This is a genomic window from Streptomyces venezuelae (assembly GCF_008642335.1).
Classification (GTDB): domain Bacteria; phylum Actinomycetota; class Actinomycetes; order Streptomycetales; family Streptomycetaceae; genus Streptomyces; species Streptomyces venezuelae_F.
Genome location: NZ_CP029191.1, coordinates 7,626,593 through 7,650,015, shown reverse-complemented (window position 1 = coordinate 7,650,015; position 23,423 = coordinate 7,626,593). Strand labels below are relative to the sequence as shown.

The 23,423-nt window shown below is 72.4% G+C and carries 21 protein-coding genes; 4 read left to right on the top strand and 17 right to left on the bottom strand.

Going from position 1 to position 23,423, the window contains the following annotated elements:
• Positions 1-8: 8 nt before the first annotated feature.
• From DEJ49_RS34030 to DEJ49_RS34015, 4 genes are all read right to left on the bottom strand, one after another.
• Positions 9-1,238, bottom strand: coding sequence for an MFS transporter (locus tag DEJ49_RS34030; protein ID WP_150187674.1), 1,230 nt, complete (start codon positions 1,236-1,238; stop codon positions 9-11).
• Between the two features lie 103 nt (positions 1,239-1,341).
• Positions 1,342-2,397: a TolB family protein gene (locus tag DEJ49_RS34025; protein WP_223833103.1), complete on the bottom strand. Its 1,056-nt coding sequence runs from the start codon at positions 2,395-2,397 to the stop codon at positions 1,342-1,344.
• Between the two features lie 111 nt (positions 2,398-2,508).
• Entirely contained in the window at positions 2,509-3,627 is a 1,119-nt protein-coding gene (locus DEJ49_RS34020) for a fatty acid desaturase family protein (protein WP_150187672.1), read from the bottom strand.
• A 7-nt stretch (positions 3,628-3,634) separates the two neighbouring features.
• Positions 3,635-4,645, bottom strand: a complete 1,011-nt coding sequence (locus DEJ49_RS34015) for a ferredoxin reductase (protein ID WP_150188662.1) — start codon at positions 4,643-4,645, stop codon at positions 3,635-3,637.
• Positions 4,646-4,777: 132 nt separating this feature from the next.
• On the opposite strand from DEJ49_RS34015, the gene DEJ49_RS34010 reads away from it, so the two are divergent.
• Positions 4,778-5,917, top strand: coding sequence for a PucR family transcriptional regulator (locus DEJ49_RS34010; RefSeq protein WP_150187671.1), 1,140 nt, complete (start codon positions 4,778-4,780; stop codon positions 5,915-5,917).
• A gap of 25 nt (positions 5,918-5,942) precedes the next feature.
• Here DEJ49_RS34010 and DEJ49_RS34005 read toward each other — a convergent pair whose 3' ends face one another.
• The gene (locus DEJ49_RS34005) at positions 5,943-6,494 is read right to left on the bottom strand and encodes an EF-hand domain-containing protein (RefSeq protein WP_150187670.1); all 552 of its coding nucleotides are present in this window, start codon (positions 6,492-6,494) and stop codon (positions 5,943-5,945) included.
• Between the two features lie 163 nt (positions 6,495-6,657).
• Positions 6,658-7,623 carry a pirin family protein gene (locus DEJ49_RS34000; RefSeq protein ID WP_150187669.1) on the bottom strand — a complete coding sequence of 322 codons (966 nt, stop codon included), beginning with the start codon at positions 7,621-7,623 and terminating at the stop codon, positions 6,658-6,660.
• 140 nt (positions 7,624-7,763) lie between these two features.
• On the opposite strand from DEJ49_RS34000, the gene DEJ49_RS33995 reads away from it, so the two are divergent.
• Entirely contained in the window at positions 7,764-8,105 is a 342-nt protein-coding gene (locus DEJ49_RS33995) for a tetratricopeptide repeat protein (protein ID WP_150187668.1), read from the top strand.
• 22 nt (positions 8,106-8,127) lie between these two features.
• Here DEJ49_RS33995 and crcB read toward each other — a convergent pair whose 3' ends face one another.
• From crcB to DEJ49_RS33970, 5 genes are all read right to left on the bottom strand, one after another.
• The gene (crcB, locus tag DEJ49_RS33990; protein WP_150188661.1) at positions 8,128-8,502 is read right to left on the bottom strand and encodes a fluoride efflux transporter CrcB; all 375 of its coding nucleotides are present in this window, start codon (positions 8,500-8,502) and stop codon (positions 8,128-8,130) included.
• Positions 8,499-8,957, bottom strand: coding sequence for a CrcB family protein (locus tag DEJ49_RS33985; protein WP_317850477.1), 459 nt, complete (start codon positions 8,955-8,957; stop codon positions 8,499-8,501). Before DEJ49_RS33985 ends, crcB begins: the two co-directional genes overlap by 4 nt.
• Positions 8,958-9,115: 158 nt before the next feature.
• Positions 9,116-10,228, bottom strand: a complete 1,113-nt coding sequence (locus DEJ49_RS33980; protein WP_150187666.1) for a glutamate--cysteine ligase — start codon at positions 10,226-10,228, stop codon at positions 9,116-9,118.
• A 68-nt stretch (positions 10,229-10,296) separates the two neighbouring features.
• Positions 10,297-11,403: a M20/M25/M40 family metallo-hydrolase gene (locus DEJ49_RS33975; RefSeq protein ID WP_150188660.1), complete on the bottom strand. Its 1,107-nt coding sequence runs from the start codon at positions 11,401-11,403 to the stop codon at positions 10,297-10,299.
• A gap of 28 nt (positions 11,404-11,431) precedes the next feature.
• On the bottom strand, positions 11,432-12,184 hold the full coding sequence (locus DEJ49_RS33970; protein ID WP_223833102.1) for a PAS domain-containing protein: 753 nt from the start codon (positions 12,182-12,184) through the stop codon (positions 11,432-11,434).
• Between the two features lie 205 nt (positions 12,185-12,389).
• Between DEJ49_RS33970 and DEJ49_RS33965 the strand changes: the two genes are divergently transcribed.
• Positions 12,390-15,692: a bifunctional cytochrome P450/NADPH--P450 reductase gene (locus DEJ49_RS33965; RefSeq protein ID WP_150187665.1), complete on the top strand. Its 3,303-nt coding sequence runs from the start codon at positions 12,390-12,392 to the stop codon at positions 15,690-15,692.
• Here the strand turns inward: DEJ49_RS33965 and DEJ49_RS33960 are convergent.
• Together DEJ49_RS33960 and DEJ49_RS33955 are read right to left on the bottom strand one after the other, a co-directional pair.
• Positions 15,677-17,806 (bottom strand): nuclease-related domain-containing DEAD/DEAH box helicase, encoded by a 2,130-nt coding sequence (locus tag DEJ49_RS33960; RefSeq protein ID WP_150187664.1) that lies wholly within the window; start codon positions 17,804-17,806, stop codon positions 15,677-15,679. The two genes, DEJ49_RS33965 and DEJ49_RS33960, sit on opposite strands and share 16 nt — an antisense overlap.
• A gap of 96 nt (positions 17,807-17,902) precedes the next feature.
• Positions 17,903-19,327, bottom strand: a complete 1,425-nt coding sequence (locus tag DEJ49_RS33955; RefSeq protein WP_150187663.1) for a dihydrolipoyl dehydrogenase family protein — start codon at positions 19,325-19,327, stop codon at positions 17,903-17,905.
• A 175-nt stretch (positions 19,328-19,502) separates the two neighbouring features.
• On the opposite strand from DEJ49_RS33955, the gene trxA reads away from it, so the two are divergent.
• Positions 19,503-19,880, top strand: coding sequence for a thioredoxin (trxA, locus tag DEJ49_RS33950; RefSeq protein WP_150187662.1), 378 nt, complete (start codon positions 19,503-19,505; stop codon positions 19,878-19,880).
• 27 nt (positions 19,881-19,907) lie between these two features.
• On the opposite strand, the gene DEJ49_RS33945 is transcribed toward trxA, so the two are convergent.
• The 4 genes from DEJ49_RS33945 to DEJ49_RS33930 all read right to left on the bottom strand — a co-directional run bounded on the left by DEJ49_RS33945 (position 19,908) and on the right by DEJ49_RS33930 (position 23,413).
• Positions 19,908-20,942, bottom strand: a complete 1,035-nt coding sequence (locus tag DEJ49_RS33945; protein ID WP_150187661.1) for a LacI family DNA-binding transcriptional regulator — start codon at positions 20,940-20,942, stop codon at positions 19,908-19,910.
• A 157-nt stretch (positions 20,943-21,099) separates the two neighbouring features.
• Positions 21,100-21,642, bottom strand: a complete 543-nt coding sequence (locus DEJ49_RS33940) for an isoprenylcysteine carboxyl methyltransferase family protein (RefSeq protein WP_150187660.1) — start codon at positions 21,640-21,642, stop codon at positions 21,100-21,102.
• Complete coding sequence (locus tag DEJ49_RS33935) at positions 21,639-22,307, bottom strand: acyl-ACP desaturase (RefSeq protein WP_150187659.1); 669 nt, start codon at positions 22,305-22,307, stop codon at positions 21,639-21,641. The genes DEJ49_RS33940 and DEJ49_RS33935 overlap by 4 nt, the downstream gene beginning before the upstream one ends.
• Positions 22,308-22,354: 47 nt before the next feature.
• On the bottom strand, positions 22,355-23,413 hold the full coding sequence (locus DEJ49_RS33930; protein ID WP_263398821.1) for a type III polyketide synthase: 1,059 nt from the start codon (positions 23,411-23,413) through the stop codon (positions 22,355-22,357).
• Between the last annotated feature and the right edge of the window lie 10 nt (positions 23,414-23,423).

The following is a 23,423-nucleotide window of genomic DNA, read 5'->3' as shown; positions in this document are numbered from 1 at the left end:
CGAGGATCTTAGTCAGTGCGCCCGGCCGGAGGAACTGCGGCAGCACGGAGGACGGCCAGGACCGTGAGTGTCGCGACGACGCTGCCGCACACCATCACCGCGGAGGGTGAGGTCCGGTCCAGGACGGCGCCTCCGGTCAGCGCGCCGAGGGAAAGGGTCGCCTGGAAGGACGCGGTGAACAGGACCGATGCCGCTTCCGGCGCGGCCGGGGCCGCCTTGACGAACCACGTCTGGGAACAGAGGGGTACGGCGCCGTAGGCCAGGCCCCAGACGATGAGCAGTGCCAGCGCCGCGACCGGATCGCGCCCCGCGACGGGCAGCAGCAGGGTCACGGCCGCGATCACCGCGGCGACGGTCCCGAAGACGGCTCGGGGGTGACGAGCGATCGTCGCCCCGGCGAGGAAGTTGCCCGCGATTCCCGCGGCGCCGTAGGCCAGGAGTGCGGCCGTCGTCAGGTGGGGTCCCGCGCCCGTGACATCGTGCAGGAAGGGGATGACGTAGGTGTAGGTCCCGAAGTGCGCGAGCACCACCAAGAACGTCAGCAGCAGGGCGAAGCGGGTGTTCACCCGCTTCAACAGCCCGGCCAGTGCCCGCAGGTCGGTCGTCCCGGTGGGCGGCAGGGGCGGCATGACGAGGACGATCAGGATCAGGACGGCAAGGGTGAAGGCGCTCATCACGACGAAGGCGGTGCGCCAGCCGGCGGTGTTTCCGATGAACGTGCCGGCCGGTACGCCCAGTACGGAGCCGAGCGGCACGGCGGAGAAGATCACCGCCGTGGCGCGCCCGACCGACTCGGCCGGCACGAGGCGTTCGGCCAGGCCGATGGCGATGGACCAGAACCCGCCGATGACCACGCCGACGAGGACGCGGGACACCAGCACGAGCCAGTAGCCGGGCGCCGCCGCGACCAGCAGGTTCGCGACGAGCAGCAGGGTCGTGAACAGACACAGCATCAGGCGGCGGTCGACGCGCGCCGTCGCCGCGGTGGCCAGGGGCGCGCAGAGGGCGGCGAGGAGACCCGGCATGGTCATCATGAGCCCGGCGGTGCCGTCGGAGACCCCGAAATCGGACCCGATCTCGTCGAGGAGCCCGATGGGCAGGATCTCCGTCGTGACGATGGAGAAGATCCCCGAGGTCACGGCGGCCACCGCGAGCCACCGCACCGAGGGAGACGGGCCCGGCGGTCCGTCTCCTCCGGAGGGGTGGGTGGCTGCGGTCGTGGTGTTCAGCGAGGTCATGGATTCCGCCCTGTGAAAGCCCGGTGTGACACGGCTGTCAGTTCAACAGGCTGTACGGGGGCGGAGCTGGCGGTTCCCCGACGTCACCCTTGCCCGGCGACGGTCAGGCGAAGCGGCGTACGAACACGTCCGACTTGCCGTTGGTGTCACCCGGCACGATGTCGTCGGCCGTGGACGTGAAGACCACGTCGTGCCCGTCGGCGCTGACCGCGTCGACCTCTGCCGAGGCGGGCCGGTCCGAGACGGTCTTGTCGGTGTCCGTCCGCAGGTCGCGCAGCACGAGCGACGGTCCGGTCGGGTCGTTCGGGGCGTACAGCAGATGGTTGCCGGTGGGGTCGATGGCCAGGCCCTTGACGTCCGGGATGCGCCGGGCCGTGCCCGAGCTCACGTCGTGGACGTACGTGTCGGCGCCCGAGAGGTAGACGACCTTGCTGCCATCCTCGCTGACCTGGACGATCTCCGCCTCCTTGGCCGGGCCCTCGATCGGCCCGGAGATGGAGCCGTGGTCCCCGTCCCACAGGAAGACGTCCTTGGTCTTGCCGTCCTGGTAGGCGACGAAGCGGCCGTCGCCGCTGATGGACGGCCGGGACGGCGCGGTGTGGGCGAACCAGGCGAGTTCCTGCTTGGTGCCGGCCTGCCAGTCCCACACGTCGATGCGCTGGCTGGTCGACGGCCGGCCGATGGTGGCGACGTTGGCGACGTAGCGGCCGTCGCCGCTCACCGACGGCTGACTGCAGTTGAGGGCATCGCAGTTGAGGCCGATCGAGCTGCCCGCGGTCCACTGGGCCAGCTTGACCTTGGTGTCCCTGAACAGCAGCACCCAGTACGCGGAGTATTCGCCGTTGCCGCTGATCACCGGTGCGTCGATGGGGTAGCTGCCCACGTGCTTGATCTGCCCCGACGGCTCGTCGCGCAGGTACACCCGCTCGCTGCCCGCGGCGTTGCCGGGCGTCAGGTTGGTCGCCGACGACGTGAAGACGGTGCGGCCTCCGTCGGTCGTGATCGCGCCACCGGCGGAATCGCCGTCCAGCTGAGTGCCGTCGGCGGCGACACTGATCCTCTCGACACCGACTCCGACACTGCTGCCACTGCTGTCACGCGCGCCGCTCGCCGCATCGGCCGAGGCGACTCCGGGCAGCACCGCGGTGAGCGCACCCATCACCACCGCGGCCCCTAAAGCGCGCCGCACACGTCTGCCGCTCCGGTCCGTGTGTCTGTTCATTTTTCCCCCACTCAGGAAGAGGTCCCGCCTACGGTTCCCCAACGGCCGTCAGGCCGCGACGAGTTCCCGCTCGCGGTCCGGCGTCCTGACGCCGGGCTTCTTGTTCGGCAGGGAGAGGCGGAAGACCTTGCGCCAAGCGGAGAACACCTGCTTGGGGAGCGGTCCTGTGACGTACTCCAGCTCGTACTTCTCGAACAGTGCGCGCACCTTCACCGCGACCTCGGCGTACCGGTTGCTCGGCAGGTCCGGGAACAGGTGGTGCTCGATCTGGTGCGACAGGTTGCCGGTCATGAAGTGCATGGCCTTGCTGCCGCTGATGTTCGCCGAGCCCATCATCTGGCGCAGGTACCACTGGCCGCGCGTCTCGCCCTTGATCGACCGGCGCTCGAAGACCTGCACGCCCTCGGGGAAGTGCCCGCACATGATCACCGAGTGGGACCAGATGTTGCGGACCAGGTTCGCGGTGAACGTGGCGCCGAGCGTGGGGAGGAACGACGGGCCCGAAAGGAGCGGGTGGATCACGTAGTCCTTGAGCACCTGCTTGCGGATCTTGCGGCCCACGGCCTTGGCCCGCGCGCGGAACTCCGGGTTCTTGCGGCGGCGCTTGCTCAGGTTCTTGCCGAGCTCCAGGTCGTACGCCGCGATGCCGTACTCGAAGAAGCAGGCGTTGATGAAGTTCCACAGCGGCTGGCCGAGGTGCATCGGGTGCCACTTCTGGTCCTCGTCGACGCGCATGATGCCGTAGCCGAGGTCGTTGTCCTTGCCGATCACGTTGGTGTACGTGTGGTGCAGCTCGTTGTGGGAGTGCTTCCACTGGTCGGACGGCGAGACGTGGTCCCACTCCCAGGTGGTGGAGTGGATCTTCGGGTCCCGCATCCAGTCCCACTGGCCGTGCAGGACGTTGTGGCCGATCTCCATGTTGTCCATGATCTTCGCCACGGACAGACCCGCGGTGCCGAGCAGCCACGCGGGCGGGAAGATCGAGAACAGCAGCACACCCCGGCTGACCAGCTCCAGCTTGCGCTGCGCCGAGATCACCTTTCGGATGTAGGCGGCGTCCTTCTCGCCGCGTCCTGCGATCACCTCGTCGCGGATCGCGTCCAGCTCGCGGCCGAGCTCCTCGATCTGCTCCGCGGTCAGATGGGCGGTGGGGTCGATGGCGGTCAAGGTGCTCCTACCGTTCGATGTCACAGGGGCCCGCGGCGGCGGACACGCAGGTCTGGATGAGGACGCCCGGCTCGGCCTCGGTGATCTCGCCGGTGCGCAGGTCACGGACGGCGCCCGACTTGAGCGGTGTGATGCAGCCGAAGCAGATGCCCATGCGGCACCCGGAGGGCATGAGCACACCGGCCTCCTCGCCGACGTCCAGCAACGGCGTGGCGCCGTCCGCGGCGGCGGTCCTGCCGGTGGCACTGAACGTGACCTCGCCGCCGTCGCCGGCGACGACGACGCTCGGACGGAAACGTTCGGTGTGCAGGCGCTCCGGTACGCCGTACTCGCTCCACTGCTTCTCGGCGGCGTCGAGCAGGCCCGCGGGCCCGCAGGCCCAGGTCTCGCGCTCGGTCCAGTCGGGCACGAGTTCGTCGAGGCGGGCGATGTCGAGCATGCCGTCCGTGTCGGTGTGCACCTCGGTGAGCCGCAGCTTCTTCTCCCCGACCAGGCCGTGCAGTTCGTCGCGGAAGATCACGTCCTGCGGGCGCGGCGCGCAGTGGACCATGACGACGTCGTCGAAACGGGTGTCGCGCAGCATGCCCATCACGGGCGTGATGCCGCTGCCGGCCGTCAGGTAGAGCACCTTGGCGGGTTTGGCCGGCGGCAGCACGAAGTCACCGGTCGGCTGGTCGAGCTGGATGAGCGTGCCCGGTCGCGCCCTGCGGACCAGGTGGTTGCTGACCTTGCCGTCCGGGATCGCCTTCACGGTGATCGTGACGCGCCCGTCCCTGCGGTGTGTCGGCGACGTGAGGGAGTAGGCACGCCACAGGCGCACCCCGTCGACGTCGACCCCGATCCGCACGTACTGACCGGCCGTGTGACCGCGCCAGCCCCGTCCCGGTCTGATCACGATGGTCGCGGCGTCATCCGTCTCGGGGTGCACGGCCTCGATGCGCCCGCGCAGGTCGGCGCCCGCGCGCAGCGGGCTGACCAGGTCGAGGTAGTCCGACGGCAGCAGCGGCGTCGTGACCATCTCCAGTAGTTTCCACGCCCTGCTGCGGAGGGCTGTACTCGTCATGGTTCCAGCTTGCTGCGCCTCAAGGCGTAAAGTCCTGACCGCAGGACGTAAATCTGGACGACCTATTTGTTCGCAGGGAACAAAATCGTGAGCCATGCAATCCAGAGGGTCAGCGAGCTGGCCCTGGACGAGACGACAGTCACCGCGCTGCGGGCCAGGTTGCGGACCACCGCCGACGAGATCGTTCAGGCGATCATCGACGAGGTCCCGCCCTACGCCAACGCCCTCTCGGGCAAGATGGGCGCCACCATCCGCCGAGCCGTCCGCACCGCCCTGGGGCACTACCTGGACCTCGCGAGCGGGAACGCCACGGGCGGCGACGCCGGTGACGCCGCCTACGAGCTGGGCCGCGGCGAGGTGCGCGACGGCCGCTCGATGGACGCCCTGCTCGGTGCCTACCGCGTCGGCGCCCGCGTGGCCTGGCGATGCCTGGCGGCGGGCGCCGTACCGGCCGGTCTGCCCGCCGCCGAGGTCGCCAAGTTCGCCGAGCTGACCTTCGCCTACATCGACGAGCTCTCCGCCGCGAGCGCCGCGGGCCACGCCGACGAACTGGCCGCCCGGGGCCGGGCCCACGAGCTCCACCTGGAACACCTGGCCCGCGACCTCCTCGCCGGCGCGACCCCGGACGTGCTCCTCTCCTCCGCGCAGCGGGCCGGGTGGCAGCCACCGGTTTCCCTGACCGCGGTCCTCCTGCCCGCCGCCCAGGCCCGGCCCGCCTACCGCACGCTCGACCCGAGCACCCTCGTCCTCGACGATCTGCCGGACGCCACCGGTGTGCTGTTCGTCCCCGATGCCGACCGGTCCCGTCTCCTGCGGCAGCTGACCGAGCGCACCGCCGTCGTCGGCCCGGCCCGGCCATGGACGCGGGCGTCCGCCTCGTACGCACGGGCCGTACGCGCACGCTCCCTCTCCCCCGACATCCGCGACACCGAGGACCACCTGTCCGAGCTGGTGCTGAGCGCCGACACGGAGGCGTTCGCGGACCTGCGCGCCCGAGCCCTCGCACCGTTGCGGGCCCTGCCCGACGCGACCGCGCGGCGGCTGGAGGAGACGTTGCGGGCGTGGCTGCTGCACCAGGGGAGGCGGGACGAGGTGGCGGCGGCGCTGTTCGTCCACCCTCAGACGGTCCGGTACCGGATGTCGCAGCTGCGGGAGCTGTTCCCGGATCTCGGGTCGCCGCAGCGTGTCCTCGAACTGACGCTGGCGGTCGGTCTTCGGTCCGGCTGACGTAGCCGAGCCGGGTGCTTGCGCCTCACCCCTGCGGCAGCGGCGAACCGAGCAGCCAGTTGCCGGGGGCCTCCGTGTCGGTGCTGAGGTAGAACTCCTCGATGGCGGTGCGGAACTCGTCGTGGGTGATGGTGCCGCTCCCGTTGCGGTCCAGGCGCTGGAAGGCGGCACCGGAGGTGGCCGGGTCGATGCCGAGCGCGTCGTACATGCGGACGTATTCGTCAGCGGTGAGGGTGCCGCTCCCGTCGGTGTCCAGGGCCCGCATGAGGGCGTCGATGATGGGCATCACCAGGCGTTCGACGGTCTTGGCGTCGGCGGCGATGTGGGTCCGCATGGCGGTGATGAACCGGTCGGGCCCGATGCGGCCCTGCGCGTCGGGCGCACCGGCCTCGCCCAGGACGTCCCACCAGAGCACGAACGCCTCGCGCAGCGCGCTCTTCTCCTCCTCCCGTGGCGCCACCGCGGCGAACACCTCGCCGAACGCCTGGAAGTCGTCCCGGGTCAGCGAGCCGTCGCCGTTGCGGTCGAACCAAGCGAACAGGGTGGTGAACTTCTGCTCGATGCTGGTCTGCGCCATGGTGACCTCCTTGGAGCACCCCTGAACGCGGCGTGCGCCCACCGCGACGCCGTCCTGCCGCGCACGGTAGGCGCGTGTCAGCGGTTGGACCAGGTACATTCCCGGCCGCGTGAGCGGCGGGACCGGTGACCGGCCGGTGCGGTGCCAGGCGGCTTCCCGGGGCTCAGCGCACCCTCCCCCGCGCCTTCAGCGCCCCCGGCGGCAGCTCGGGCGCCCGCAGCGGTGCGCCGTCGTAGCCCTGCACCTCGCCGAAGCGGGTGGTCTCCGTCCAGTCGTGGCGGGCCGTCGCGATCTCCTCGTGGGTACGGCCGACGAAGTTCCACCACATGACGAGTTCCTCCTCGAACGGCTCTCCGCCCAGGAGCATCAGGCCCGCCTCCGACTCCGCGCGCAGGGAGAGTTCCGTGCGGCCGCAGCCCAGGTAGAGCATCGAGCCGGGGAGAACGGGGACCCCGTCGACGTGCGTCTCGCCGGACATGGCCAGGACCGCGTACTCGAAGTCCCGGTCCAGCGGGAGGCGTACGTCCGCGCCGCGGGAGAGGGCGAGGTCCGCGCCCACGATGGGGGTGTACGTCGTACCGGGTGACGTCGAGCCGTCCAGGGTGCCGAGGAGGAGCGTCGCGGTCAGGCCCGGGGCCGTGACCTGCGGGAGATCCGCGTGATGCTCGAAGTGCGGGGCGGTGTGGCGGTCGCTGTCGGGCAGGGCCACCCACAGCTGGGCTCCGTGCAGGAAGCGGGCGTGCGGGCGGGGGCTCTCCTCGGAGTGGGAGATCGCACGGCCCGAGGTCATGAGGCCCAGCTCGCGGGGGCGGATGGTCTGCAGGCTGCCGGTGGAGTCGCGGTGCAGCACCTCGCCGTCGTGCAGCCAGCTGACGGTCTGCAGGCCCATGTGCGGGTGGGGCGGGACCTGCATGCCGGGCTCGTCGGCGATGTCGTCGGGGCCGTAGTGATCGACGAAGCACCAGGCTCCGACCATGCGGCGCCCGAGGTTCGGCAGCAGGCGACGGACCTCGGTGGACTCGCCGAGTCTGACCCGCCGCGGACTGAGGAGTTCCCGTACCGGCTCCGCGACGACGAAGCCCCGGCCGCCGCACAGGGAGGGGACCGCTTCGCGATCAAGATTGCTCATGCCGCACAACCTAGCCCCGCGGACGCCCGGGAGGCAGTCGGCTATCCGCCACCACGTCCCCTCGGCACCCTCGGCACCGTCGCAAACAGTCGTGGAATATTCAACTACAGGGTCTCGTTACAGGCCACCAAGGAGGAACAATGACCTACTACGAGCACGGAACCGCGGCCGAGCGCTGGGAGCGCGCACAGCTCTTCTTCGACGCCAAGGAGTACGCCACGGCGGCCCGCATCCTCGACGCCCTGGTCGACGAGGCCCCGGAGCAGGTGGCCCCGCGTCTGCTGCTCGCCCGCGCGTACTACCACTCCGCCCAACTGGGGCGCGCCGAGAGCGCGTTGCGCGAGGTGATCGAGCTCGACCCGGTCGAGGCCTACGCCCGGCTCATGCTCGGACGCACCCTGCAGCGGCAGAACCGCCCCGACGACGCGGCGTCCCACCTGCGCATGGCGGCCGCGCTGAACGGGGACTTCGCGGAGGTATGAGCGGAGGTACAAGGAGCGCGGTTCACCCCCACAGGGCCTCGGCAGCGGCCACCCCGACAAAGGCCGCGCCGAGGCCCGCCGCCACGCTTCCCAGCGCGTTGGCCGCCGCGTGGCAGCGCGAGCCGGACTCGGCGAGCCGCAGTGTCTCGTACGAGAAGGTGGAGTACGTCGTCAGCGCCCCGCACAGCCCCGTGCCCAGGAACAGCTGGACGTGCGACGACGCGGCGCCCGCCACGACCGCACCCGTCAGCACGCCGAGGATCAGACAGCCCGCGACGTTGACGGCGAGGATGCCCCACGGGAAGTCGGTGCCGTACCGCTTCCGCACGGCCACGTCGGTGAGGTGGCGCAGGGGAGCGCCGATCATGCCGCCGACGATCACGAGCAGCCAGTTCACGGCCGACTCCCCGCCGCCGTCCGGCGCGCCGCCACCCGGCGCGTCGTCCACGCCGCGCCCCACACCGCCGCGAGCGCCGCGATCAGCGTCAGGGCCAGGTAGGCGAGGCCCGTACGGGGGTGGCCGCCGCGTACGAGGCGTTCGATGTCCACCGCGTACGTCGAGAACGTGGTGAAGCCGCCGAGGAAGCCCGTGCCGAGGAAGGGCCGCACCAGTGGGTGGGTCTGTTGCCGCACTTCCGTGACCAGCACCATGAGGACGCCGATCGCGGCGCAGCCCGCCGCGTTCACCACGAGGGTCGTCCAGGGGAATCCGTCGGGGGCCGTCGGCCACCCCAGCGACAGCGCGTACCGGGACACCGCGCCCATGCCGCCGCCCGCGGCCACCGCCGCGACGACCCTTCCTTCGTCCCGCGTCAACGTTCCTCCTACTCGCCGGCGCCCTCGCGGGCGCACTCGTTCGCAAGTAGGGACCGTTGGCGGCGTCGTCGCCGCGGTTCGGGTACGGCGAGCCCCACCGCCGCGCGGCGCGAGATCGCCGCTCGGTCAAGGTTAACCGGCGCGGACGGGCACCGCGTCGTCAGGCCCGCGAGCGGGGGCGGGCCTTCGCTGGATCAGGCCACGTCACGGAAGCAGTCGGTCATCGCGTCCACCGTGTCCTCCAGGCGGTTCCCGCCCCGGTGCGCCGCTCGCTGCCGTTCGGCGCCGGTGCCGTGCGCGCGGAGACGCGTCCAGGCGGCCCGGATCCAGGCGGCGTCCCCGTTGGCCTCCAGCGCCGGGCGGACGTGCGCGTAGAGCCGCTCGGCGAGTACGGGAGCGGGTTCGAGCCGTTGGGTGCGCGCGTCGAGGCCGTGGCCGCGCAGGCCGTCACGGGCCGCTCGCCAGTACGCCGCCCGCAGCACCTCCGGCGCGGGGTTCACGACCGGTTCGCCGGCGTGGACGGCGCGCAGCTCCGTCAGCGCCAACGCCCGTACCAACGCCGCGTACATGACCGTCTCCCCCGCGGTCGGCTGCGCGTCCGCCACGCGGATCTCCAGTGTCGGCAGGTGCGCCGAGGGCCGTACGTCCCAGTACAGGCCGCCCTGGTCCATGACCGCCCCGCCCGCGTGCAGATGGCCCACCAGTTCGTCGAAGTGCGCCACGGAGTCGAAGTACGGCGGTGGTCCCGCCACCGGCCAGCGCGCCCAGGACAGGGTGCGCCAGCTCGCGTATCCGGTCCACCGACCCGCCCAGTACGGGGAGTTGGCGGTGAGCGACACCAGCACCGGAAGCCACGGCCGCAGCCGGTTGCTGACCGCAAGGGCCGTCGCCCGGTCCGCGATGCCGACATGGACGTGGCAGGCGGCCGCGCACTGCTCGTCGTCCAGTGCGCGGAACGCCGCCAGGCTCCCGGCGTAGCGCGGCCCGCGGGTGAGCGGAAGTGGTCGCACCTCTCCCAGGACCGGCGCGCCGGACGACACGACCGCGAGCCCCTGCTCCTGTGCCGCGTCCGCGACCGCGCCGCGCATCGCGGTGATGTCGTCGGCGAGATCGGCCAGGCGGGTGTGCGGGCTCGTCCTCGCCTCCACCTGGAAGCCGGTGAGCTCGTCGCCCACCCGCTCCTCGCCGAGCCGCTGGGCGGCCAGGGCGGCCACCCGCGCCCCGTACGGCCGTACCTCGCGCGACGCCGGGTCGACGACGAGGTACTCCTCCTCCACCCCGAACGACATCCGTCCCTCGGCTCTCATGAACGGGAGCCTCTCACGGCGGACGGGCCGGGCACAGGACCGCACGAGGGCGGGGGGCCGTCGAGCGGCTAGTGCGCGGCCTCGCCCTCACGGATCGCCCGCACCAGGCCCCGCACCAGGTTCGCCCGCTCGGCCATCGCCTCGACCACCACGTACTCGTGGTCGGCGTGTGCTCCGCCGCCGACCGCCCCGAGGCCGTCGAGGGTCGGTATGCCGAGCGCTGCCGTGAAGTTGCCGTCGCTGCCGCCGCCGACCGCCTTGCCCTCAAGGCCCGGGATCAGCCGCCGAGCCGCCGCGAAGAGCCCGGCCGCCGCCGACTCGGGCATCGGCGGGCGGCCGATGCCTCCCTTGACGGTGATCTCCGCCCCTTCGAGGCGGGGCGTCAGAGCGGCGAAGGCGGCTTCGACGCGGTCCTTCTCCTCGGGCGACTCGACCCGGACGTCGACGACGACGGTCGCCGCCGCGGGGACCACGTTGTCCAGCGTGCCGGCGGACGCGACGGTCGGGGTGACGGTCGTGCCGATGCCGGGGGCGCCGAGCGCCTCGATGGCGAGGACCTGGTGGGCCGCCTCGACCAGGGCGTTGACGCCCGCCTCGGGTTCGAGGCCCGCGTGCGACGCGCGGCCGGTGATGGAGACCTCGAACGTGCCGCAGCCCTTGCGTCCCGTCTTCACTCCCCCGCCGTCGGCGGCGCCCTCGAACACGAGGACCGCGCCGCAGGCGCGGGCGCGTTCCTCGATGAGGGCGCGGGACGAGCCGGAGCCGACCTCTTCGTCCGCCGTCACGAGGATCTCGACGCCCGAGAGGTCGTCGAGCGCCGCCAGTCCGTGCACGGCCTGCACCAGGCCGCCCAGCATGTCGAAGACGCCGGGCCCTGTCGCGTGCCCGTCCTCGACGGCGAACGGGCGGCGGGCGAGGGTGCCCAGCGGGAACACCGTGTCGTGGTGGCCGAGGATCAGGACGCGGGGAGCGCCGCCCCCGGACCAGTGGACGTGCGGGCCCGCCTCGCTGTCGACGAGGGTGGCCTTTCCGCCGAGACGGGCCTCGATGACGCCCGCGACGGTTTTCGCCGACTCCGTCAGGGCGTCGCGGTCGCGCGACGGCGACTCGACCTCCACGAGTGTCCTGAGGTCCTCGATCATCGCGTCGACGTTCACGTCGGCCGGCTCGCGCATCGTCACGCCCGACAGGGTACGTGCGCGGTCACGCACCGCCCCTGGCGGGACCGGTTCGGCGCCCGGCCGGGCCGGACACCCGCGGTGGCCACGCCTCCGGGGCGAGGAGTCCGAGTACGTAGGCACGGGCCACCAGCGCCGTGCGGTTCGGGACGCGCAGGCGGCGGCAGAGGCGCGTGAGGTGGTAGTTGACGCCGTCGACGCCGATGCCGATCGTGCGCGCGACGACGGCTGTCGTGGCGCCGCCCGCGACCAGGCGCAGGATGCGGGCCTCCTGGGCGCTGAGCGCGGGGTGGGCGAGCTCGTCCTCCGCGTCCCCGACGCCGTCGCCGCCCGTCTCCTCCCCCTCGTCCGCCACGCGCAGCGTCACGATGAGCGGCGGGGTGTCCTCCAGCGGGTCGGTGACGGGTTCGACGGTGACCTGTCCGTGGCGGACGGTCCCACGTGCCCTCCAGCACGCCTCGACCGGGTAGCGGGACCTGCGGCCGGAGCGCATGGCCTCGTCCAGTTTGCGGAGCTGGTCGCTGTTGGTGGGGGTGAGCAGGTCGAGCAGGAGCCGGCCCGCCACGCCGCCCGGCTGGAGTCCCAGGGCGGCGGTGAAGGCCGGGTTGGCGACGGAGACGAGCCCGTTCGTGCCCGCGATCGCGGTCGGCGTCGGGGAACGGTCGAGGAGCGTCACGAACCGCCCACGCCACACGGCGGCGTCGGCCTCCCTGGGCTTCGCCGCGGCTGTCTCCGACGTGTCGTCCGGCGCGCCCCTCGGCTCCCTCTTCACGGCCACTCCGCCCTCTCTTCACATCCGCACCCACGTCCGCCGTGCACAACGCATTCGCGTCCGCCGCGCAAGCGCCGGGGCGGAAAAGCGCCCTACAAGATTACGTAGTCCTCGTCCGGACCCGCCGCTCCCCGGACGCCACCGTGGAGAACGCGCCCCCTCCTGCCGGGCGCCCAACTCCTCCGCGTCCAAGGGAAGGGGCCCTGTCACCATGCGCGCAGAACACACCGCCGCAGAACACGCCGCCGAAGAACACACCGTCGAGGTCTGCGGTCTCCGGGGCGACCCGGACCTCGTGCTGCCCACCGTCGACGTGACGGCCGTCGGGCTGACCGCCACCCCCGTTCAGCAGGCCGTTGAGCTCGCTCGGCGGCACGGTCCCCTGTACGTCCGCCGCTTCCACGGGCGCGATTCCGTGTGGGCCTCCTCGCTCGAGCTCGTCGAGGAGCTGTCCGACGAGACGCGGTTCGCGAAGGGCGTCGGACCCGCCCTGGAGAACGTCCGCGGCATCGCGGGCGACGGCCTGTTCACGGCGTACGACGACGAGCCCAACTGGGCCAAGGCGCACGACATCCTGCTCCCCGCGTTCGCCATGAACTCGATGCGGACGTACCACCCGCACATGCTGCGCGTGGCCCGGCGCCTCATCTCCTCGTGGGACGGCCGGTTCGCGCCGGGCGCGGCCGAGTCCGCGCCGGTGGAGGTCTCGGAGGACATGACCAGGATGACGCTGGACACCATCGGCCTGTCCGGCTTCGGCTACGACTTCGAGTCGTTCGGCCGCACCGATCCCCACCCCTTCGTCCAGGCTCTCGTACGGGGCCTGGCGCACAGTCAGGCGAAGCTGGCCCGCGACCCCGCGGGTGACTACACCGCCGACGACGCCGCGTTCAAGGAAGACGCCGCCTTCGTCGCCCGCGTCGTCGACGAGGTCATCGAGACCCGGACGGCGTCGGGCGACACCTCCGCCGACGATCTGCTCGGTCTGATGCTCAACTCCCCACACCCCGCCAGCGGGGAACACCTGGACGAGGCGAACATCCGCAACCAGGTCATCACGTTCCTGATCGCCGGGCACGAGACGACGTCGGGCACGCTCGCCTTCGCCCTTCACCACCTGGTGAAGAACCCGGCGGTCCTGCACCTCGCGCAGGCCGAGGTCGACGCCCTGTGGGGCGACGAGCCGGATCCCGATCCGACGTACGAGGACGTGGGGAAGCTCCGGTACGTGCGGCAGGTGCTCAACGAAGCGCTGCGGCTGTGGCCCACCGCGCCCGCGTTCCAGCGCAGGGCCCGCGTCGACACGACGCTCGGCGGGCATCCGGTGAAGGCGGGACAGTACGTGGTCGTGCTGACGCCGATGCTGCACCGGGACCCGGTCTGGGGCGACAACGTCGAGGAGTTCGACCCCGAACGCTTCGCCCCGGCGACGGAGGCGGCCCGCTCCCCGCACGCGTACAAGCCCTTCGGCACGGGCGAACGCGCCTGCATCGGGCGGCAGTTCGCGCTGCACGAAGCGACCATGCTGCTCGGCATGCTCGTGCACCGCTACCGGTTCATCGACCGCGCCGCCTACCGCCTGAAGGTCAAGGAGACCCTCACCCTCAAACCCGAGGGCTTCACCATGACGCTGGCGGCGCGGACCGCCGAGGACCGGGCGCGGAGCCGCGCGGCGGCGGGGAACACGCACGGCGGGGCCGCCGCGCAGCCCCAGGGCAGCCAGGCCACCGAGGACGGTCTGCCCACGCGTGCGGTGCCCGGCACCGCCCTGACGCTGCTGCACGGCTCCAACTTCGGGACCTGCCGCGGCTACGCCGAACAGCTCGCCGACCTCGCCGCCGACCTCGGCTTCGACGCGCGCGTCGCGCCGCTGGACGACGCCGCGGGCGCGCTGCCCACCGGCTCCCCCGTCGTGATCGTCACCGCCTCCTACAACGGCAGGCCCACCGACGACGCGCGCGAGTTCGTGTCCTGGCTGTCCGGCGCCGCGCAGGACGCGGCCGACGGTGTGCGGTACGCGGTCCTCGGCGTCGGCGACCGCAACTGGGCGGCGACGTACCAGCACGTGCCCACGCTCGTCGACGACGGGCTCGCCGCCGCCGGCGCGACGCGCCTCCTGGAGCGCGCCGAGGCCGACGCCTCCGGCGACCTGACCGGGTCCGTGGAGCGCTTCACGGCGGCGCTCCGCGAGACGCTGTTGCGGGAGTACGGGGACCCGGAGAGCGCGGGAGCCACCGCCACCGCGCCAGGGGAAGCCAGGGTCTACGACGTCGTCGAGGTGTCCGGCGGGCCGCTGGACGCACTGGACGCCCGGCACGGCACGGCGCCGATGACCGTGACGGAGACGGCCGACCTCGCGGACCTCAGCCACCCCCTGGCCCGCCCGAAGCGGTTCCTGCGGGTGGCGCTCCCGGACGACGTCACGTACCGCACCGCCGACCATCTCGCCGTGCTCCCCGTCAACGACCCCGCGTCGGTCGAGCGCGCGGCGTCCGTGTTCGGCGTCCGCCTGGACACGGTCCTGAACATCCGCGCACACCGCCCCGGCCGCACCACGCTGCCGCTGGACCGCCCGGTGTCCGTACGGGAACTCCTCGGCCGGTACGTCGAGTTGAGCGACGCACCCACCGCGGCGCACGTCGCCCTGCTCGCGGAGCACAACCCGTGCCCGCCCGAGCGCGCCGCCCTGGAGCGGCTGGCGACCGCCCCGGACGAGCTGTCCACGCGGCAGGGCAACCTGCTCGACCTCGTCGAGGACCACCCGGCCCTGCGCGGCCGACTCCCCTGGCCCGTCCTGCTCGAACTCCTTCCGCCCCGCCGCGCCCGCCACTACTCGATCTCGTCGTCACCCGCCGCCGCGCCCGGCCACGCCGACCTGATGGTGTCGCTCCTCTCGGCACCGGACCGCTCCGGACGCGGCACGTTCCGCGGCACCGGCTCCTCGTACCTCCATGGCCTGCGCCCCGGCGACACACTCCACGCGCGCGTGCAGCCCTGCCGCGACGCCTTCCGCATCCCCGCGGACGCGCACACCCCGGTCATCATGATCGGCGCGGGCACGGGTCTCGCCCCCTTCCGCGGCGCCATCGCCGACCGCGTGGAACTCCTCCGCGACGGCACACACCTCGCCCCCGCACTCTGCTACTTCGGCTGCGACCACCCCGACGTCGACTATCTGCACCGCGCGGAACTCGAAGCGGCGGAACGCGCGGGAGCGGTGTCGATGCGCCCGACCTACTCCAGGGCCCCCGAGGGCGAGCTCCTCTTCGTGCAGCACCGCATCGCGGCCGAGTCCGAGGAGCTCTGGCAGCTCCTGGAGGCCGGTGCCCAGGTCTACGTCTGCGGCGACGGCGCCCGCATGGCCCCGGGCGTCCGCGACGCGTTCCTGGACCTGCACGTGAAGCACGCGGGCGCCGACGCGGCTCGGGATGCGTCCCGGGAGGCGGCCGACGCCTGGTGGCGGGGGCTCGTCGCCGAGGGACGGTATGTGGAGGACGTCTACGTGAGCGCCTGAGGGGGCTCTGTTGGCGGCTCCTCGACGCTGCCAAGCCACAGCACGTCGCGGGCCCTCGTCATCGCCACGAACAGCTGGCTCCGGCGCAGTTCCTCGTGTTCCGCGGCCGTTTCGGGGGCCCGTGGGGCGGTGGCGGGGCCGTCGGCGGGCGTCGCGGGGCCGAGGGCGGTGTCGTGCCGGGGCAGGTACACCCGCTTGAACTCCAGGCCCTTCGCTCTGCGATAGCTGCCGAGCTTGACGGCGTCGACCGGGTGTCCGTCGTAGTGCTCCAGCATGCGGACCGGGATTCCCGCGCGGGTGAGGAGGCGTTGGTAGGCGCCGATGGCGCGGACCGAGGGGCACAGGACTGCAGTGTCGGCGCGTTCGGCGGCGGACAGGTCGCGCAGGGCGGTCAGGAGCGCCTGGTCGTGTTCGGCCGCGGTCGGCTTCACGACGCGGACGACCTGCCCGTCGTGGTAGGTGAGGTCGACGTCCCTGCGGCCGAGGGTGCGCAGCCCGTCGATGTCGTCGAAGGTGTCGTCGGCGACGACGTCGAGGGCCGCGTCGAGGATCTGCCTGCTGTTGCGGTAGTTGGTGCGCAGCACCTGTCCGCGGTCGCCGCGGATGTCGATGCCCGCGTCGGTGAGGCGGAAGCCGCCGGGGTAGACGGCCTGTTGTCCGTCGCCGACGAGCAGCAGGGCGTTGGGGGCGTCGCCCACCAGCGTGTGCAGCAGGCGCACGCCGACGAGGGTGAGGTCCTGGACCTCGTCGACGATCACCGCCGAGTACGGGGGCCGGTCGGTGCCGCGCTCGGCTTCCGCCAGGGCGAGGGACAGCACGTCGTTGAAGTCGTGCACGCCTTTCTCGACGCGTAAGGACTCGTAGGCCTCGAAGAGCTCCCACACGGCCTGCCGGTGCGGCCGTCGCAGGACGGTCCTGCGGCGGCGCCGCGGCACATTGGCATACTCGTCGAACGTGGTGATGCCGCGGCCCTTGATGACGTGGTCGATCTCCTGCTGCCAGTAGAGCGGTGTCGGATCGATCTCCGCCAGCCGTCCGGCGCGGCCGACGTGTGCCCAGGCGAGGCTGAACGCCGTGTCGGCCTTCTCCTTGTGCAGCCGTACCGGGACGCCGCGGGCCCGCAGGAATTCCTGCGCCCAGGCGTGCAGGCTGCTGAAGTCGACCTTCTCCGCGATCGACGGGGACATGGTTCTGAGGAACGTGCCCTGGACCCTGGGCAGGTTCTTGGCGTAGGTGACGTACAGGACGCGGCCGTTGGTGCGGCGGGCGAGGTGAGCGGCGCGGTGCAGACCGACGACCGTCTTGCCCGTGCCGGCGGGGCCGCTGATGCGGGCCGGGCCCGACCAGTTGCGGCGGACCAGCGCGACCTGGTCGGGGTGGAGGAACGTCATCCACTGTTCGATCGGGGCGCGCATCGCCTCTTCCAGCGCCGCGTCCCGCAGGCCTTCGAGGTCGAACAGGCCGTCCGGTTCGGCCGGTTGCCGCGGGGCGGGGAGCGGTGTCTGTGTCCGCGGTCGCCGCACCGCCGAGCTCACGTACTCGGGAAAGAAGCGCTCCAGGTGGTCGGCCATGGCGCGGACCGACTCCGCGCGCAGGCGCCGGGGCTCCGCGAGCAGGACGGGCCCGACCTCGTGCTCGCCGAGGAGCCTGATCCTGCCGAGCCCGGCGTCCACGCGCCGTCCCGCGAAGACCATGAGCGGCTGGACGGCGACCGGGGACATGCCGAGGGACGCCACCGCGCTCTCCGCGGTCTTCGTGACGGCAAGGAGCTTGGCGGTGTGTTCGTCGCGCGGCTCGCCGCCGGCGCGCAGGGTGCCGTCCCGCACCTCCGGCGCGGACCGCCAGTTCTTGACGTCGATGACGAAGACACCGCCGGGCCCTACGAGCAGCATGTCGACGTTGGCGCTACGCGTGCCCGGCCAGCGCCGGTCCACGAGGAGCCGCCACCCGCGCTCCGTCAGGACGAGCAGTTGGGCGGCGACGCGCTGCTCGGCCTCGCTTGCCGCCTCCCAGCGGAGCGCCTGGCGGCGGGCCGCCTGCCACTGCTCCCGCAGCAGCCGCTCCTGGCGCCGCGCGTCCTGTGCCCGGCGCGACGCCGACCCGCCTGCCGTCATGCGAGTACCCCCCTCGTACGCGGAGCAGCGATCATAGGACGATCCGCTACCGGTACGGCAGGGTGCGCGGGGCCCCTTCGGTCCCCGCGGCGCGTCTCAACCCCGGTACGTTTCGAGGAGCCGGAGCCACACCTCGCTGATCGTCGGGTAGGCGGGGACGGCGTGCCACAGGCGGCTGAGGGGGATCTCGCCCGCGATCGCCATCGTCGCCGAGTGGATGAGTTCGCCCACTCCGGGGCCGACGAAGGTGACGCCGAGGAGGATCTCGCGGTCCAGGTCGACGATCATGCGGGCGCGGCCCCGGTAGCCGTCGGCGTAGAGTCCTGCGCCCGCCACTCCGGACATGTCGTAGTCGACGGCGCGGACGCGGTGGCCCGCGGCTTCCGCCTCGGCGAGGGTCAGGCCCGCGGAGGCGGCCTCCGGGTCGGTGAAGACGACCTGCGGGACGGCGGCGTGGTCGGCGGTGGCGGCGTGCGCGCCCCAGCGGTCGGTCTCCAGGAGCGGGACGCCCTGGGCGCGGGCGGCGATGGCGGCGCCCGCGATGCGGGCCTGGTACTTGCCCTGGTGGGTGAGGAGCGCGCGGTGGTTGGCGTCGCCGACCGCGTAGAGCCAGTCGCTGCCCTCGACGCGGAGGCTGTCGTCGACCTTCAGGTAGGTGCCCGGTTCCAGGCCGACCGTTTCCAGGCCGATGTCGTCGGTGCGCGGGGCGCGGCCCGTGGCGAAGAGGATCTCGTCGGCCTGGAGGGTGGAGCCGTCGTCCAGGGTCGCCGTCACCACGCCGTCCTCGCGCCGCACCGCGGTGACCGAGACGCCGGAGCGGACCTCGGCGCCCGCCTCGGTGAGGGCCTCCTGCACCAGTTCCCCGGCGAACGGCTCCATGCGGGGCAGCAGGCCCCCGCCGCGTACGAGGACCGTGACCCGCGACCCGAGTGCCTGCCACGCGGTCGCCATCTCGACGGCGACGACACCGCCGCCGACCACCAGGAGGCGGCCGGGCGCATGGTCGGCGCTGGTGGCCTCGCGGCTGGTCCACGGCTTGACGTCGGCGAGGCCCGGCAGGTCGGGCAGGGCCGCGCGGGTGCCGGTGCAGACGGCCACGGCGTGCCGGGCCCGGAGCGTGCGCGCCGTGCCGTCCGTTCCGGTGACCGTGACCTCGCGGGGGCCCGCGATGCGGCCGTGGCCCCGGTACAGGTCGACGCCGGCCCCTTCGAGCCAGCCGACCTGGCCGTCGTCCTTCCAGTGCGAGGTGTAGTCGTCGCGGTGCGCAACGACCGCGGACACGTCCAGTGGCCCTTGCACGGAGTCGCGCAGGCCGGGGACGCGGCGGGCGTCGGCACGGGCGATGACGGGGCGCAGCAGGGCCTTGCTGGGCATGCACGCCCAGTAGGAGCACTCGCCCCCCACGAGCTCGCTCTCCACGATCGCGGCACTGAGTCCCGCGGCGCGGGCTCGGTCCGCCACGTTCTCCCCCACAGGGCCGGCTCCGATGACTACAACGTCGTACGTGATGGCATCCGTCATGAGGACAGTGTGTCGGCAGGTGTGCGCCGTGGCCACATGGGTACGCGCGCCGGACACGCCCCTGCGCGCGCGGCACCTTCCGCGCGTGCGACCAGGCGGAATACGTCCGCACGATCGGCCGTTGTGCACAGCGGCCACGCCTCAAAAGGGCCCCAAAAGGAAGTAGGGACACACCATGAGCACTGTGGAGCTCACCAAGGAGAACTTCGACCAGACGGTCACGGACAACGGTTTCGTCCTGATCGACTTCTGGGCGGAGTGGTGCGGGCCCTGCAAGCAGTTCGCCCCCGTCTACGAGAAGGCGGCCGAGGCCAACCCGGACCTGGTCTTCGCCAAGGTCGACACGGAGGCCCAGCCGGAGCTGGCCCAGGCCTTCAACATCCAGTCCATCCCGACGCTGATGATCGTCCGCGACCAGGTGGCCGTGTTCGCCCAGCCGGGCGCGCTGCCGGAGTCCGCGCTGACGGACGTCATCGGGCAGGCCCGGAACCTGGACATGGACGAGGTCCGCCGTCAGGTCGCCGAGGAGCAGGCGAAGCAGCAGGAGCAGTAGGAACGGTTGATGCGGTAGGGGCTGGGGCTAGCTGGACCCGCGGTGCACGACGTCCGCTCCGAGGACGTCGTGCACTTCGGGTTCCGCGCCCGGGTCGCGCACCACGCGGTCGACCAGTTCGGCCAGGCCGCGGCCCGACGGCAGCTCTATGCGGACGGTGCTGAGGCGGGGGCGAAGGAGTCTGCCCAGCATCAGGTCGTCGGAGCCGAGCACGGCGGTGTCCCCGGGTATGTCGATGCCCTCGTCCTGCAGCGCGCGCATCAGGAGCATGGCGTACTCGTCGTTGTAGGCGAAGACGGCGTCGATCCCCCGGGCGCGGCAGCGCGCGGCGAGCCGGGCGGCGGACGCCTCCTCGTACGCGAGGGGCAGCTCGGTGACCGAGGCGCCGGCGGTGCGGGCCCGTTCCACCGTCTGGCGGATCCCTTCGAGGCGGGGCTGTGAGAAGGCCTCCATGCCCTCTTCCTCGGGCACGACGACGCCGATGGTGCGTCGGCCGCGGGCCAGGAAGTGCAGGGCCGCCGCCTCGCCGACCCTGCGGCCGTCCATGAGCAGGGCGTGTGCGCCCTCGACGCGGTGCGGGCCGAGCGTGAAGACGGCCTTGGCGCCGGACCGCTTCAGGACCGTGACGCCGCGCGGGTTGAGCGCGGACGCGTCGGGCGCGAGGACGGCGACGGGGCGCAGCTCGGCCCAGGCGCGGGCCGCCTCCTCGCCGGTCAGGCCGAGGCTGGCGTACTGGACGACGGTGTAGTCGAACCTGCTGAGCGCCCATTGCAGCTCGTTGAAGAACCGGCTGAAGAGCGGGCCCATCGGGATCTCGGGCGTCGGCATGAGGACCATGCGGCTGTGTCCGGCGCGGAGGCTGCGGGCGGCGGCGTGCGGGACGTAGCCGAGCTCCCTGGCCGCTTCGTGGACGCGGCGGCGGGTGGGTTCGCTGATGCGGACGGCGCTGGTGTTGTTGAGGACGTACGACACGGTGGCGCGGGAGACCCCCGCCAGGCGGGCGACGTCGGCGCTCGTCGGCACGGAGCGCTGTGCGGGCTGCTGCTTCGGTATCTGCACCATGGCGGACCCAATCCTTGCAGACGGCGCCGGGGGCGCTTGAGGCGGGCGGCGGAGCCGACCGGTGCGGGCACGGGCGCGCGGCGCCGGTGCGTGGCGCGGGCCCCGGCGCGAACTCCCCTGCCCTGGTGGCGTGTTGGTCCGGAGCCCGGTCCGGCCCTCACCGCGCGGCCGGCGCCGTCCCGCCCGGCGCGGGCCACAGCACTTTGTTCTCCGTGCGGATGCGGACGACGAGCCAGGGTGTGTTGGCGAGGGTGAAGAGCAGGGCGGTGAGCCAGGCGGTGTGGACGAGGGGCAGGGCGATGCCCTCGATGACGACGATGAGGTAGTTGGGGTGCCGCATCCAGCGGTAGGGCCCGGTGGTGACCACGGGCGCCGTGGGCACGACGACGACGCGGGTGTTCCACTGGGGTCCGAGCGCCCGCATGCACCAGGCACGGCCTGCCTGGGCGAGGACGAGGACGGCCAGACACGGCCCGCCGATCAGGGGTGTGAAGGCGCGGTCGGCGAGGGAGACCTCCGCGAGGATGCCGACGAGCAGGCAGATGTGGAGGACGACCATCGGGGGGTAGTGGCGCTGCCCGTACTCGGTGCCGCCTTGTGCGAACGCCCACCGCGCGTTCCGGCGGGCGACCGCCAGTTCGACCAGGCGCACGGCGCCGATGGCCGTGACGAGGAGGAGCAGGCTCGCGGGCGGCGTCACGTGTTCGCGAGGTGGTCGAGGAGTTCGGCGAGTGCGCGGTATCTCCCGGCACGGACGGCGGCCTCTTCCAGATGGGCGGCGACGTCTTCCTGGGCCCGTCGGCCGACCGGACCGAGTCCGGTGGCGTCGACGGCGCCGAGCATGCGGGTGAAGGGCGAGGCGATGTCCTTGTGGTAGGTCTCCGGCGAGAGGATGCCCGACCTGGCCATGGAGCTGACGAGCCGCCCGAAGCCCGGCGCCCCGTGACCCGGGGGACGGAAGGTGCGCAGGACCTTGGACACGGCTTGGAGGGTCCGGTCCGGGTGCATCGTCATGCATGCCTGGAGGACGGTTCGGTGGAAGAGCTTGTGCCTGGCGCGGTCGTTCCGCAGCGCGACCGGGTCGGCGTTGCGGGTGACCACCAGGTAGTCGCGGATCGCTGTGCCGTGCCGGTCCTCCTCCAGGGTCCATCGGTTGACCCAGGTCCCCCAGGGGCCGTCCAGCGAGAACAGCTCCGCGAGGACCCGGTGATAGCTGGGCAGGTCCTCCTCGCTGAGCAGGTTGTGGATCAGGCCGTCCCGTGCCGCCGCGTTCAGTTTCGGCTGGGAGGGGTCCCACGGCTCCCCGTCGAGGAGGCCGTCGTAGTCACGGCCCCGGCTCCACGGGATGTAAGGGAGGGCGCGCATGGTCACCGTTCTTGTCGTGCGGTCCGTCGGGTTCGGTGGCCGGTCCGCTACCAGCTGAGGAGGACCAGTTCGATGGCGAAGCCCGGACCCATGGCGGCGACCAGGCCCGGTGCGTTCGGCGGTGGGGGCGTTTTCATGGCGGAGTGCAGGATGTCCAGTACGGAGACGGACGAGAGGTTGCCGTGCTCGGCCACGGACCGCCGGGTGAGTTCCAGCGCGCGCGGCGGCAGGTCGAGGGCCTGCTCCACGGCGGTGAAGACTTTCGGGCCGCCGCCGTGGACGATCCAGCTGACGATCTCGTCCGGCGTCAGCTCATGCCGTCCGAGGAGGCTGTGGACGGCCGTGGGCAGGTGCTCCCCCGTCAGCGTGGGGACCTCCGGGGACAGCAGGACCCGCAGCCCGTGCGAGCCGATGTCCCAGCCGAGGACGTCCTCGGTGCCGGGGAGCAGCAGGCTGTGGGTGTCCACCAGGGCGGGCCCCGCGGGCGCGCCGTCCCGGTCGGCTCCGATGGCCACGACCGCCGCGGCGCCGTCGCCGAAGAGACTGCCGGCGACGACGTTGGCGACGGCACTGTCCGCGAACTGGTAGGCCAGGCTGGACAGTTCGACGGCGAGCAGGACGGCGACCTGGCCGGGGTGGGCCAGGAGGTAGTCGTGGAGCCGGGCCAGGCCGACGGCGCCGCCCGCGCAGCCGCTGCCGAACAGCGGGACGCGCTTGACGTCGGGACGCAGTCCGACCCGGTGGGCGAGGCGGGCCTCCAGCGAGGGCACGGCGAGGCCGGTGACGGTCGTACTGATCACCGCGTCGACGTCCCGCGGACGGATGCCGGCGGCGCGCAGGGCGCCGGTGATCGCCCGCTCCCCCAGATCCAGGGCCACGTCGAGCCACATGCGGTTCTGCTCGGTGAAGTTCTCCTGGCGGGCGAGGTCGACGAGCTTCTCCAGCGGCAGTGACAGGGACCGGGTGTCGATGCCCGAAGTGTGCGCGATCTTACGGAGCACGAGAGCGCCCGCTTCGGACTCCAGTGCGGTGGTGCGGGCCAGGGTGGCGAGGATTTCCCGCTGGGGGTACGTGTAGGGCGGGAAGACCGTCCGGATCGCGGCCACCCGTGGGGCG

What these genes read in the sequence shown, in the direction of transcription:
- DEJ49_RS33975 (WP_150188660.1), bottom strand. Translation starts at nt 11,403, where the DNA reads ATGCGCGAGCCGGCCGACGTGAACGTCGACGCGATGATCGAGGACCTC.
- DEJ49_RS34030 (WP_150187674.1), bottom strand. Translation starts at nt 1,238, where the DNA reads ATGACCTCGCTGAACACCACGACCGCAGCCACCCACCCCTCCGGAGGA.
- DEJ49_RS33935 (WP_150187659.1), bottom strand. Translation starts at nt 22,307, where the DNA reads ATGCGCGCCCTCCCTTACATCCCGTGGAGCCGGGGCCGTGACTACGAC.
- trxA (WP_150187662.1), top strand. Translation starts at nt 19,503, where the DNA reads ATGAGCACTGTGGAGCTCACCAAGGAGAACTTCGACCAGACGGTCACG.
- DEJ49_RS34000 (WP_150187669.1), bottom strand. Translation starts at nt 7,623, where the DNA reads ATGAGCAATCTTGATCGCGAAGCGGTCCCCTCCCTGTGCGGCGGCCGG.
- DEJ49_RS34025 (WP_223833103.1), bottom strand. Translation starts at nt 2,397, where the DNA reads ATGGGTGCGCTCACCGCGGTGCTGCCCGGAGTCGCCTCGGCCGATGCG.
- DEJ49_RS34005 (WP_150187670.1), bottom strand. Translation starts at nt 6,494, where the DNA reads ATGGCGCAGACCAGCATCGAGCAGAAGTTCACCACCCTGTTCGCTTGG.
- DEJ49_RS33960 (WP_150187664.1), bottom strand. Translation starts at nt 17,806, where the DNA reads ATGACGGCAGGCGGGTCGGCGTCGCGCCGGGCACAGGACGCGCGGCGC.
- DEJ49_RS34015 (WP_150188662.1), bottom strand. Translation starts at nt 4,645, where the DNA reads ATGGTCACGACGCCGCTGCTGCCGTCGGACTACCTCGACCTGGTCAGC.
- DEJ49_RS33945 (WP_150187661.1), bottom strand. Translation starts at nt 20,942, where the DNA reads ATGGTGCAGATACCGAAGCAGCAGCCCGCACAGCGCTCCGTGCCGACG.
- DEJ49_RS33980 (WP_150187666.1), bottom strand. Translation starts at nt 10,228, where the DNA reads ATGAGAGCCGAGGGACGGATGTCGTTCGGGGTGGAGGAGGAGTACCTC.
- DEJ49_RS33965 (WP_150187665.1), top strand. Translation starts at nt 12,390, where the DNA reads ATGCGCGCAGAACACACCGCCGCAGAACACGCCGCCGAAGAACACACC.
- DEJ49_RS33955 (WP_150187663.1), bottom strand. Translation starts at nt 19,327, where the DNA reads ATGACGGATGCCATCACGTACGACGTTGTAGTCATCGGAGCCGGCCCT.
- DEJ49_RS33995 (WP_150187668.1), top strand. Translation starts at nt 7,764, where the DNA reads ATGACCTACTACGAGCACGGAACCGCGGCCGAGCGCTGGGAGCGCGCA.